This window comes from Lysinibacillus sp. NPDC056185 (assembly GCF_047737915.1).
In the GTDB taxonomy this organism is placed as follows: domain Bacteria; phylum Bacillota; class Bacilli; order Bacillales_A; family Planococcaceae; genus Lysinibacillus.
Window position 1 is genome coordinate 31,546 of record NZ_JBLLLQ010000006.1, and the last position, 12,523, is coordinate 44,068.

The 12,523-nt window shown below is 36.4% G+C and carries 9 protein-coding genes; 2 read left to right on the forward strand and 7 right to left on the reverse strand.

Annotation, left to right across the window (positions count from 1 at the left end; genetic code table 11):
* Positions 1 to 405 precede the first annotated feature (405 nt).
* The 7 genes from ACMZ42_RS08025 to ACMZ42_RS08055 form a co-directional block, all read right to left on the reverse strand.
* Positions 406 to 1,266, reverse strand: coding sequence for a DUF6612 family protein (locus tag ACMZ42_RS08025; protein WP_415731114.1), 861 nt, complete (start codon positions 1,264 to 1,266; stop codon positions 406 to 408).
* Between the two features lie 830 nt (positions 1,267 to 2,096).
* Positions 2,097 to 2,381 (reverse strand): cytochrome aa3 quinol oxidase subunit IV, encoded by a 285-nt coding sequence (gene qoxD / locus ACMZ42_RS08030; RefSeq protein ID WP_415731115.1) that lies wholly within the window; start codon positions 2,379 to 2,381, stop codon positions 2,097 to 2,099.
* A complete protein-coding gene (gene qoxC, locus ACMZ42_RS08035; protein WP_370075462.1) occupies positions 2,381 to 2,980 on the reverse strand; it encodes a cytochrome aa3 quinol oxidase subunit III in 600 nt (199 codons plus the stop codon). Before qoxC ends, qoxD begins: the two co-directional genes overlap by 1 nt.
* 1 nt (position 2,981) lies before the next feature.
* Positions 2,982 to 4,925, reverse strand: a complete 1,944-nt coding sequence (gene qoxB, locus ACMZ42_RS08040) for a cytochrome aa3 quinol oxidase subunit I (RefSeq protein WP_370075460.1) — start codon at positions 4,923 to 4,925, stop codon at positions 2,982 to 2,984.
* Between the two features lie 27 nt (positions 4,926 to 4,952).
* On the reverse strand, positions 4,953 to 5,876 hold the full coding sequence (gene qoxA / locus ACMZ42_RS08045) for a cytochrome aa3 quinol oxidase subunit II (protein WP_415731116.1): 924 nt from the start codon (positions 5,874 to 5,876) through the stop codon (positions 4,953 to 4,955).
* 831 nt (positions 5,877 to 6,707) lie between these two features.
* Positions 6,708 to 7,550, reverse strand: a complete 843-nt coding sequence (locus ACMZ42_RS08050) for a DUF2785 domain-containing protein (RefSeq protein ID WP_402873967.1) — start codon at positions 7,548 to 7,550, stop codon at positions 6,708 to 6,710.
* A gap of 694 nt (positions 7,551 to 8,244) precedes the next feature.
* Positions 8,245 to 8,712 (reverse strand): hypothetical protein, encoded by a 468-nt coding sequence (locus ACMZ42_RS08055; protein WP_415731117.1) that lies wholly within the window; start codon positions 8,710 to 8,712, stop codon positions 8,245 to 8,247.
* Between the two features lie 394 nt (positions 8,713 to 9,106).
* Between ACMZ42_RS08055 and ACMZ42_RS08060 the strand changes: the two genes are divergently transcribed.
* Entirely contained in the window at positions 9,107 to 10,096 is a 990-nt protein-coding gene (locus ACMZ42_RS08060) for a CDC27 family protein (RefSeq protein ID WP_415731118.1), read from the forward strand.
* Positions 10,097 to 10,207: 111 nt separating this feature from the next.
* Complete coding sequence (gene tig, locus ACMZ42_RS08065; protein WP_370075452.1) at positions 10,208 to 11,497, forward strand: trigger factor; 1,290 nt, start codon at positions 10,208 to 10,210, stop codon at positions 11,495 to 11,497.
* Positions 11,498 to 12,523 lie beyond the last annotated feature (1,026 nt).

Genomic DNA, 12,523 nt, shown 5'->3' on the forward strand with positions numbered 1-12,523 from the left:
GGTGAGATGAATGAGGTTTCAAACACTTTTTCCGAGGGTGTCCAAACATCCGCTGAAAGAGAGAAGAGGAAACCAGGATAAGAACTTCACATCCTGTGAAAACGGCTGAGTGAGCAACATCGAGTTTCCTAAAGCCTCTAGAGGATGTCACGGATCGGGAAGGGGTTCTTAAAGGATGTTAGCCTAAAATCATCGCATCCATGCGATAACGGCTAACTGACCTGCATCGCTGCCGCTGCCGCTACGTTGACGTGCAAAAAATATCTGCAGGCCTAAGCACAAAGCAGATTCTGGACGCAATTACGCCGAGGCATAATTGATATACTATAAAAGTCCGCTTGAGGTGGTACTAAAAGTAAAAGGAATCTGCATACTTTAATGTACGCAGATTCCTTTTTATATTGATTATTGTGCAATAGTTTGTGCCTTATCGATAATTTCTTGTGGGATGTCGATTGTTTTTAAGTGATTGAAATCAGTGTACGTCACAACTGATTTAGTTTTCATTGATAGTTCTTGATCTTCAACTTTCATTTTCAAATCGAAATTCATATCCATTTTAGTTGTATCGAAAGTCTTTTTATCGATTTGTAGAATGTAGTGTATTTTATCGATTGTTAATTTATCAAGTGGATTTTCTTCAAGACCCATATCTTTCATTGATTTGTTAATTTCAGAATCGATAAGTTCTTTAAATTTATCGCCTTTAGCGTCTAAAGTTAAGACATATGCATCATCTGTTTGTTCGAATTTGAAATCTTTGATAAAGTTTTTAAGCTGTTCTAATTGTGCTTTAGCATCCGCAGATGATGCAGTTTGTTCCATCATTGAATCAAATTGCTCATCCGGCAATTTGTACCAAGAGTTTGTATCTTCATTCTTCATGAAAAAGCCTTGATCTTTCTTCATGTACATATCAATTGGCATTTCCGTATTTTTTTGGCTTTCATCAGCCATATCTGGCATTGTCATTGAACCTGATAAGTGCATAGCAATTGGATCGATAACTACATCCATATCCATTTTTGAATCGATGGTAAATTCCATAGATTGTTCACCTGATCCAACTTTGGATTCTTGAGTCATCTCCATTTTTGCACTCGTGCTTTTAATGTCAGCTTGGCGCTCTACTGCTTTTTCATACACTTGCTCTAAAGTGAGTTTACTTTTATTAGTTGTGTCTTTAGTTGGGGTAGCGCTACTGTTACAAGCTGCTAGTGTCAGTGCTAGTGCTCCAACACTTAAAACTTTAAAAAATTTGTTCATTACTTTCATCTCCTATTCTTGGTAAAAACATCAACTACTAGTATACATTAGTATAAAAGTAAAAGTTTCATTATTTAAAAAAACAGTACCAATTCGATTTTAAAATAATACTAAATGCTCAATGTATGTCGAAATTTATAAGCCTTCTTACTTATGAGAAGTCGCAAGAAAATTGGTTCATGAATATTAATCGATGATCAATAAAACTGTTGTTAGTTATTGTAAAATATCGCAATGGTGTGGCTCATCACCATAACGTGGGGTTGATTTCCGTTCTGACTGGGAGCGTCCGATGAGCCGCTTCGCTTCACTGCAGGGGTCTCGGGCCAACAAGATGTTGGTCACGAAGGCGTTATCACAGGACGTGCCGTTCTTAGACTGAGTTCCTCTTTTTCAGTAGGTGTTTGGACACCCACTGAAAAGGAACCACATCCGCATTCATCTCACCACCTTCAGAGGTAGGATTCTTCTACTGACTGAAGATGAATGGCATTAACAAATGTCATCCATAAGTTTTGGTAATGAGCCAATGGTGTTAAGACAAGAAACTATCACTAGTAGATTATTTTTTGTAGCGTATTCTAATGAATTTGCATTGTAGCTTGGGGGTATAACAGTTAGTAGCTATTTATAGGAGGCTTGAAAAGCGTTCTGTTGATTGTCTATATAAATTTTAAAAAGATCAGTTATTGCTATGTTTGTACATAAGAAGAGTAGAGGGAGTGTTGTACGATTTCGATTTCGAGTCGAGTCTACTTTCGATATTGAAATAAATATATTTACAAAAAGAAAAAGCCGAGAAAATGATTTCATTTTCTCGGCTCTGTTTATCAATTATAGCCCCAGATCATTGCGAATAATGTACCTAGGATTGTAACAACACCTACGAATACTGAATATAAAATCGTTGTATATAACGTTTTCTTATCTTCAGATTCACCGATGTGCATGAATAATACTAATTGTACAGTTGCTTGTGCAAGAGCAGTCACTAGTAAAACACCAAATGCCATGTTAAGTGACATATCAAATTTTACGACAGATAAAGCTACAACTGTTAGTAATAGTGAGAAGCCGAAGCCCATCACATGTTGTTTTGGGAATAATTCCTTCATCAGCTAATCAGTCCTTTCAAGTAGACGAAGCTGAAGATGAAAATCCAAACAACGTCTAGGAAGTGCCAGTACAGTGAGAAGATAAACGCTTTGTTAGCCGTTTGTGGGTTTAAACCACGGCTAGCTACTTGGATTAAAATTGCAACGCCCCAGAAGAAACCGAATGTTACGTGGGCACCGTGCGTACCAAGTAAAGTCATTAATGCCGATAAGAATGCACTTGTTGTAATTGTTGCACCTTCATCAACATATGTGATAAATTCATCAATCTCAATGCCTAAGAAGCCAAGACCTAATAGAAGTGTGATGATGAAAAATGCCATCATCGCTTTTTTATTGCCAATACGCATTGCATGAACACCAAGACCAATTGTGAAACTACTTGTTAATAATAAGAATGTTTCCCATAATACTGGTGTTAATTCGAAAATCTCAGCGCCATTTGGGCCACTACCAGTACGTGTTTGAAGTGTGAAATACACTGTAAATAGTGTGGCGAATAATACGATTTCGGCGCCAAGGAAAATCCAGAAACCGAAAATTTTCAGGCGATTTTCTTCTGTACTATATTCTAATGGAAGTGAAGAATCGATTTTCATATTATTTATCACCTCTCAAGCTTTTCTCAGTTGCCATAACTTCTTCAACTGAAATGTATCGACCATGATCTTTTTCAAATGAACGGTGAATCATAAAGCCGAATACACCAATCATACTAATGATGGCTGGAATCCATAGATTAAATACAGCGAAGAATGCTGCAAGGAAGAAGAATCCACTCATCCAGAATGGTGTGCCAGTGTTGTTAGGCATGTGAATTTTTTCAATTTTACCTGCTGTAATATCGCGACCTTCTTTTTTCGCGAACCAGAATTCATCTAAACGTGTAACAGTTGGAACTACTGCAAAGTTATATTCTGGTACTGGAGAATGAGTAGCCCATTCTAATGTACGGCCATCCCAAACATCTGCTTTTTCATTACGAGGCATATGTTTCCAGCTGTAATAAATGTTATATACGATTAACGCAAAGCCGACAGCAAGACCAAGACCACCGATGAACGATAGCATGTTCAATGGACCGTAGCCAGTAGACTCAGAGTAAGTGTACATACGACGAGCGTAACCATCTAAACCTAAAATGAATAGAGGGAAGAATGTTACGTTAAAGCAAATTGCGATAAACCAGAAAGCAGTTTTACCTAGTTTTTCATTTAAACGGAAACCGAACATTTTTGGCCACCAGTAGTGGTAACCTGCAAGTACACCAAATACTGTACCTGGAATTAATACATAGTGGAAGTGGGCAACTAAGAACATCGTATTATGATATTGATAGTCAGCACTTGCCATTGCAAGCATTACCCCTGTAACCCCACCAATTGTGAAGATAGGAATAAAGCCAAGAGCATAAAGCATAGGAGTTGTAAATTGAATTTTACCGTGTCTCATTGTGAGCAACCAGTTAAATATTTTAACCCCTGTCGGAACAGCGATTGCCATTGTTGTAATAGAGAATACGCTGTTTACCATTACACCGTGACCCATTGTATAGAAGTGGTGGGCCCATACTAAGAATGATAGTAACGAAATAACGACCATACTCATAACCATTGATTTATAGCCGTATAAGTTTTTACGTGCAAATGTCGCAATGATTTCAGAGAAAATACCGAAAGCAGGTAGGATAACGATATAAACCTCAGGATGTCCCCAAACCCAGAATAGGTTGGCCCAAAGCATATCCATACCGCCATTTTGCATTGCAAAGAATTGTGTACCGAATTGACGGTCTAACATCATTAATGCAAGTGCTACAGTTAACACTGGGAATGCAAATACGATAATAACGTTTGTAATTAAAATTGACCAAGTGAACATTGGCATTTTCATTAATGTCATACCAGGTGCACGCATTTTAATGATTGTTGCGATGAAGTTAACACCAGTCATTAACGTACCAATCCCTGATAATTGTAAAGCTAAAGAATAGTAGTTGTTCCCAACAGTTGGACTAAATTCTGTCCCAGATAGTGGGAAGTAAGCTGTCCAACCAGCATCAGGTGAACCACCGATGATAAATGATAGGTTTAATAAACCACAACCAGCTGCAAATAACCAGAAGCTGACTGCATTTAGACGTGGGAAGGCAACGTCACGTGCACCAATTTGCAGTGGGATAACAATGTTCATTAAACCAATTACGAATGGCATAGCCATGAATAAAATCATTAATAAACCGTGTGTTGTGAAAATCTCATTATAGTGTTGTGCATCAAGAAGTCCGTTATCAGGAACTGCCGTTTGTGCACGCATTAACAATGCATCGATACCGCCGCGGAATAGCATCAAAAGTGCTGTAGCGATATACATAATACCGATTTTTTTATGGTCAACAGTTGATAGCCAGTTTTTGTAGAAATAGCCCCATTTTTTGAAATACGTAAGGCCTGCTACAATTACCACTGCTCCAACTACGATACTAATAGCTGCCGCTAAAATCATCGGTTCTTGCATAGGATGGAATACTTCTTCCATACTCATTGGATGCGCTCCTTTCGGGTTTAAAAATTAATGTGAATGTGTTGCTTCAGAATTTTCTTGTGAATCAGAATGATCCCCATGGTCCATATCACTATGATCCATGTCTCCCATTTTCATGTGTTCACTGTGTTCCATTGGAGCTGGACTAAATTCTAAGTGTGTAGATGAATAGCTTGAACGACCAACGTGTTCTGCTTTTAATAGTTCATCAAATTTTTCTTTTGTTAATGGTTTTTCGTTTGCTTTTACATCAGAAGCCCATTTGTCGAAGTCTTCTTGTGTCATAGATTGCGCTTCAAATTCCATTTCAGCAAATCCGCGACCGCTAAAGTTAGAGTTACGGCCCATGAATGAACCAACCTCATCTGCGGCAAGGTGAATAGTTGTTAACATGTCACTCATCGCATATTTTTGACCAGCTAATTGCGGAATCCAGAAACTTGTGATTGGTCCGAATGAGTAAAGTTTGAACTCAATTGGACGGTCAGTTGGAATATTTACATAGTTTACAGTTTCAATACCTTGCTCTGGATAGCTAAAATGCCATTTCCAGTTAGAAGATGATGCGTAAATAACAAGTGGCTCTTTATTGTCATAACCTTCTGGTGTTGCCTCTACTGTACTTGTTGTTCTTACAGTAACAATTGCTAAGAATGCCACTATGATAATAGGGATAACTGTCCATGTAATTTCAAGTAGATGACTACCCTCTTCGTGAGGAGGCTCATAATCGGCAGGTGTTTTTGAAGCACGGTATTTTGTTAACATAAATGCTAAAAGCACGTACACGACTAGTAATATAAAGGCCATTGTAATAATGGATAAAATAATTGTGTCTGATAATGTTTTGGCATTCGGCCCTTTTGGATCAAAGATTGTTAGGGGTTCACAGCCAGAAAGAACTGCAAGCGCACCAAATGCAATTAACATTAAACTTAACTTTTTCTTCATGTTTGACTCCTTTCTATAAAACGGCTATTCATAAATTTCATTTGTTTTATATAGATTCGAAATTATAAATAGTGGGTAATACGGTCACCTCTTTTAATTGTTGTACCAATCAAATTATCAGAAATACTTACAATGACATGGTTCATTATGAAACATTGAATCTAGTATTTGACTGGTCTAGTGCAAGCGTTCGCAAAGTTATTAATCTGTGTAATCGATTTTTAAACAATGTGTCATAATCGATCGACACAAATGTCATTGTTTGCATATAGGATTATACGCCCTGTTTTAAAGAAAAAAATTATTTTTTTATATTTTTAATAGTAAACTGGGGATGAATATGAACATTTTTTGAACAAAAATCGTTATTTCAATATTAGTATTTTTGCATTTAATTAAATAAACACTGTTGAAACGTTGAAAACACTGAGTTTCTAGTGTTTAACCATGTAAATAGTTTTTTTTGTGAAAATATCAGTTCACATTTTAGACTTCATTTTGTAATAAAGTCGCCGTTACGTTAAGGTTTTGAATGCTTTTTTGTTGCGTTTTTTTAAAAGATGAGTCCGTGAAAAGTAGAATTGTGGATATATCAGGATAAACTCTCAATGTCAGGGATGATTGGAAAGAAGTATTTCGGAAACGAATATAAATTATGTTAATATAATTATTAACTTCCATTTATTTCATTCTAGATGTTTTGCCAGGAAAGTAAAAAATGCAAACTAAGGGAATTCTTAGTTTGCTAAATTTGGTATGTGGACGAAAATAAATGTTCGAAGCAGAGAGAAAGTGGAATTTATCTTTATTCGGCGGATTACGCCAGACATTTTATGCACCTAGCTTTAGCCATTTCGCTACTTGTCCATAGATAGTATTTTGAAGTTTTGGGGCTAGGTTATTCATCTTTAAGGCGAAGTACAATGTTTTCATTAAATTTAATGTGCATGTACGTCCGCTAAAAAAGGCTTCGTTATAGCCCTGCGTCACTAAATGCATTTCAAATTTATCAAATACCTGTTCGACAAATTCTATTAAAGCTTCCTCGGAATAGTTACGAGCTAGTAACGCTTCAATTATATTAATTAAGCGTTCTTCCTCATCGTTGACAAAGACAGTATCTTTCCATGTAACAAGTTTCAATGCATGCAAGATGAAAGGCGCATGCTGTAAATCGAATTTAGGGTGTTTAATCGTCATTGCTGCTAAATCTGCGCCATGTGCAATGCTATGCGCCCAGCCTTTATCATGAACATGACCTCGTGTATCTTTTTCCAATAATAAATAGCGGCCAATCTTTTGAAAGAAAATTTGTAGACGATCATCATTTAAAACCAGTAGTTCAGCATCTTTTGCAAGAATACTTGCTGCAAGTAAAGCAGAAAACGAACGTGTAAAGACACTATCTGTCAATTCTTCGCCTAACTTTAAATATAAAAAATCGTCGCCTATAACAGTATCAAATAAATATTGTAACTGTTCGGTGCTCAGTAAATTATCGCTAAGTATTTCAATAAAAGTACGATATATTAATTTGTCTCGTAATTCTGCATCTGGTGAACCAATGTGCGTTAACATTTCTTGTAACAACCAATCACCTTTCTGCAACATAAATTCTTGTTGTGCTGAGTGTGTCATAGTGGAAAATGATTGTAACGTATTTTTGATATCCATATGTAATTCCCCCGAAGTTAAGTTAATTCTCTATAAGAGCATTTTGTTAAATGTATTCCTTTATAATCACTAGTCTTTGTAGTTACTTATATAACAATGCGCAGATATAGTAAAAATGCTTTTAGAGCTATGCATTTTTATTATAGCGTTTCAACGATAAATTTGTTAATTTGTGAAGTTGTCTAGGAGTATATTCACAATGGGAATTCCGGAATCAAGAGAAAGTTGTTATGATAGACAAGCAACAAAAAGGGAAAGATTTATTAAAGGAGCGTTTTTCGCCTTGGCGTAATTGTTGCTGTAGCTTCCCACTCTTGTTTAATATCTTTTTTCACTATTAATTAGAGTGACATGCCAGAAGGTATTTGCTATGTGAATTGGTTGATTGGAGTGGAGACTGAGCGACTCCTTGGGGATCAGCAATAGAGGAACGAAGGCTAAAACCATCACGTCCTGTGATAACGCCTTCGTGACCAACATCCTGCTGCTGCCGCTACGTTAGCACTACGCTTTCGCGCAAAAAAACATCTGTTGCCCCAAGCGGCTCAACGGACGCCCCCAGGGAAGCGCTCAGTCGGAACGAAAATCACCCCCCTTGCTTTGCCGAAGAGTCATATTTTTTAAGGACATCTTGCATTGACGCGATAGTTTCCAATAATAAAAGACATACCTATTAAAGTATGTCTCATCCCAGTTATGATATAACGGCCGACTTTATACCGAGCGGCCATTCAGTAAAGGTGTTTAGATTAGTTTTTAATTCTACGAGAATATTTGCATTTTTAATGGCATCAATTAGCCATTCACTATAATGAAGATTCGGTTGAGAGTGCAGTAAGATTCGTTGCATATCTTTTTTGTCGATACTTAGAAGTTTATAGTTGCATTCAATGTGTACATTTTGGGGAATAATATAAAGTGACTCATGTGGGTGTCCAAGTGAAATGGAGCCAGGGATGTGACCTTGGATACCTATAATATGCGTAATCGCTTCTTGTGTGTATACATCAATCTTAGTTCTTGTGAGTATTTCAAATTCAATCGGATAATCCTTCAGATGGGGACCGTCCGCTGTAGATAACGAAACAACTTTAATTGATAGTGCCTTATACATAGGAGAGATGCTACTACCAAATTCACTAACTGTATCTATTAATTGCATGTATTCCACTCCTTGTGAAGAACTTTAAATTACAAAGTAGGATGCCTGTAATAACAATAAATAAAATATAGTATTAATTATAATACAATTTATTACAAAATATGAAATGCATAAGTGAAGATTTTTGTTGCAAATAAGCAGTGGATTGATTTATTGGTATATAAGTGTTGTCATTTACCTAAAGAGTTGAAAGTGACATTTATTAAAACGTAGATCAACTAATGAGATTGATTGGAGTGAAGGTGGGCGTCCTAGATATGGATAAACCTTCGTGACCAAATAAAAGTAGCTTCCTGGTAAAGCGTTCAGCGAATACGGAAATCAACTCCATGTTATGATGGTCATTCAATAAGAACTAACTAATGAGTAAAATAGAGCTAAAGAGGTGAGAAAAATGACAAAGCGAAAACGGCATGTTATCAAACATGACAATATTGTTGTTTTTCCTGGTGCTGTTCAGACATTAATACGTGAAGGACATATGTATGCGGAAAATTATCAATATGAAGAGGCTGTGGCAAGCTTTGAAAAAGCATTTTCATATGAAGCTGGAGACGAAATTGCATTAAGTACCTACGCGTATGCTTTATATGAATTAAAAGAATACGATAAAGTTAAAAATGTTTGTGAGCAATTATTTGCTATGGGGACGACATTGTATGTAGAAGTAATGGAACTGTATGTTACAGTATGTATGCAGTTAAAGGAATACCATCAAGTAGAGTCGTTAATTACGACATTAATTGAAGAAAACGTACTTCCAGAAGATCAGCTTGAGAAATTTGAACGCTTAAGAAGCTTGAATCAAGAAGTTGCTAAGAATCTTCAAAAAAAAGAGGATGCTAAACGATTGTTAGAAGAGCAAGAATATGAACTTTCGAAATTTAGTGCATTAACGCCGAACGAACAATCAATTCGGCTGCATCGCTTAATGGATACGAATGTACGACAATTAAAGACAGCATTGAAAGCTATTATTGAATGTCCAACAATCCATCCATTTGTTCAGAGCTTAGCATTAATCCTTTTAGTGGAACAAGAAGTGTCAATAGACATTACTGTTTCAAAATTTAATGGAACAAAGATTATTAACCCTAACAATTTAGTCTTACCAAATCAGTTGCCTCAGTATAGGGAAGTAAAAAATATAATCGAAAATAAATTAGAGCAAGACCCATCGACGTTAGAAATGGTACAATATTTAATGGCGAAGCATGCCATTGTGACGTATCCGTTTGAATGGCACCCGTATGAAGCCGATGATATTGCTTATAGTTATATAGACTTTGTACAATCTATGCTCGGAAAAGTACAGGAAATGGACTATGAAATCATTGACTTTTTACAAATGTTAGAAAAGTTAACGGAACTACATGAAGTATGAAATAAGTTGAAACTATACGCATCTATGTTATACTAAAATGGTTGTCAAAATCGTAGTTACGAATGAATTGTCTAACAATAAACTTGATTATTTATTTGGAGGTATTTATACATGTCAGCAAAATGGGAAAAACAAGAAGGTAATATCGGTACTCTTACAATCGAAGTACCTGCTGCAGAAGTAGACGCAGCAATGGACCAAGCGTTCAAAAAAGTTGTAAAACAAATTAACGTACCAGGTTTCCGTAAAGGAAAAATGCCTCGTAATATGTTTGAACAACGCTTTGGTATCGAATCTTTATACCAAGATGCATTAGAAATCATCGTTCCTGAATCTTATTCGAAAGCGATCGATGAAGCTGGTATTATGCCAGTTGATTACCCAGAAATTTCTGGTACAGAAAACTTCACACATGGTAAAGATTTCACATTTACTGCTCAAGTAACAGTGAAACCAGAGCCAAAACTTGGTGAGTACAAAGGTTTAGAAGTTACGAAACTTCCAGTAGAAGTTACTGATGAAGAAGTAGAAACACAAATTCAAGACCAATTAGCTCGTAAAGCAGAGCTTGAAATTAAAGAAGACGAAGCTATCGTAGAAGGCGATACAGCTACTATCGACTTTGAAGGTTTCGTAGGTGAAGAAGCATTTGAAGGTGGTAAAGGTGAAGACTACCCACTAGAAATCGGTTCAGGCTCATTCATCCCAGGCTTTGAAGAGCAACTTGTAGGTATTAAAAATGGTGAATCTAAAGACGTAGTTGTTACTTTCCCAGAAGAATACCATGCAGCTGAATTAGCTGGTAAAGAAGCTACTTTCAAAGTAACTGTAAAAGAAGTTAAAACAAAAGTTCTTCCAGAATTAAACGACGAATTCGCTAAAGAATTAGACCCAGAAGTTGAGGGTGTTGAAGCTTTACGCGCTAAAATCAAAGAGCAAACTGCTGAACAAAAACAAGCAGAATCAGATGCAGCACTTCGTGATGAATTAGTAGAAAAAGCTGCTGAGAGTGCAGAATTTGAAGTACCTGCTGGTATGATTAACTCTGAAACTGATCGTATGTTACAAGAATTTGGTCAACGTTTACAAACGCAAGGTATGAACTTAGACCTTTACTATCAATTCTCAGGTCAATCAGAAGAAGATTTACGTGGACAAATGAAAGAAGAAGCACAAAGCCGCGTACGTGTATCTTTAACACTTGAAGCAATTGCTGAAGCTGAAAAAATTGAAGCAACTGAAGCTGATATCGCAGCTGAATTAGAAAAAATGGCTGCTCAATTTAACATGACTAAAGAGCAAATTACTGGAGCTTTAGGTGGCACAGCAGTTCTTGAAAACGACATTAAAATTCAAAAAACAGTTGAATTTTTAGTAGAAAACGCTAAAATTACTGAATAGGATTTTTTGTAACTGGATAGAAAAATGAAAACAAGGTACGGCATTAAACCGTGCCTTGTTTTATCACATATTTTTTATTTAGGTTTAGCTAGATTCCCCTTTAGAATTAGTTCAATTAATTATATTATTAATATTACGACTATTTTCACCGCAAAAAGCATCCTCCAAAAGGAAATACTTTTTTGAAAAGGGGATAGGCAAAAGGCCTTATACTTCTCTAATACATAGTATTGTTTGACTTTTCACACGATGCTAAAATTTGACTTTATTCAGTTGAGATCATATTGATGTCTCAATCCTTCCGAATGAGGAATAACGAAATACATCCTCTTCTGAATGAAGTTAAGCCTCTGGCGAATGTAATAGATTTTAACTTCTTTCAGCCATTATTTTCTGTAGCGACAGCTACAAATGTTTTCTGCGCGAAAGCAAAGCGACAGAAGCAATTATGCCGAGGCATAATTAATAGAAATGTAAGTTACTCATTTGAGTATTTTTAACTTGTATTACCGGTATATAGTGAGGGTCACAAGCCAAATATCAGTCTAGTGTCAGAAATCTTGACGAAAAGAAAGGTCTTTCGTCGCTAGAGGTTTCTGAAGAATCAGTCAGTAACAACACATGGAATTCAACGGTATAATTAGCGGAATTCAAGTTCATCACCAAAAGTTGTGGATGAGATTTGTTAAAACGTATGCCACTTCATTTATATAAGTTGATTGGAGTGGAGGCTGGACGCCCCCAGAAAGCTTTGCTCTGTCCGAAAGCGAAGCGACAGCAACAAATGTTTTATCTGCGCGACAGCGGCAAATGTTTTCTGTAGCGAAAGCAAAGCGTCAGCTACAAAGCGCCCAGCCGGAACGGAAATCAACCACACGCTATGGTGATGAGCTGGAATTCATCAAGTTAATGAATGGGCATTATTGGCGATAAATGTTAATGTTTTTCGTGCAATGAATGTCGAAATCTTTTTAAAATCTTGAAACATAAACGCCGTGGTGTAAATAGATGCAGACAATTTATTTG

Coding starts and splice junctions, on each gene's coding strand:
- ACMZ42_RS08025 (WP_415731114.1), bottom strand. CDS start 1,266: ATGAACAAATTTTTTAAAGTTTTAAGTGTTGGAGCACTAGCACTGACA.
- qoxD (WP_415731115.1), bottom strand. CDS start 2,381: ATGAAGGAATTATTCCCAAAACAACATGTGATGGGCTTCGGCTTCTCA.
- qoxC (WP_370075462.1), bottom strand. CDS start 2,980: ATGAAAATCGATTCTTCACTTCCATTAGAATATAGTACAGAAGAAAAT.
- qoxB (WP_370075460.1), bottom strand. CDS start 4,925: ATGAGTATGGAAGAAGTATTCCATCCTATGCAAGAACCGATGATTTTA.
- qoxA (WP_415731116.1), bottom strand. CDS start 5,876: ATGAAGAAAAAGTTAAGTTTAATGTTAATTGCATTTGGTGCGCTTGCA.
- ACMZ42_RS08050 (WP_402873967.1), bottom strand. CDS start 7,550: ATGGATATCAAAAATACGTTACAATCATTTTCCACTATGACACACTCA.
- ACMZ42_RS08055 (WP_415731117.1), bottom strand. CDS start 8,712: ATGCAATTAATAGATACAGTTAGTGAATTTGGTAGTAGCATCTCTCCT.
- ACMZ42_RS08060 (WP_415731118.1), top strand. CDS start 9,107: ATGACAAAGCGAAAACGGCATGTTATCAAACATGACAATATTGTTGTT.
- tig (WP_370075452.1), top strand. CDS start 10,208: ATGTCAGCAAAATGGGAAAAACAAGAAGGTAATATCGGTACTCTTACA.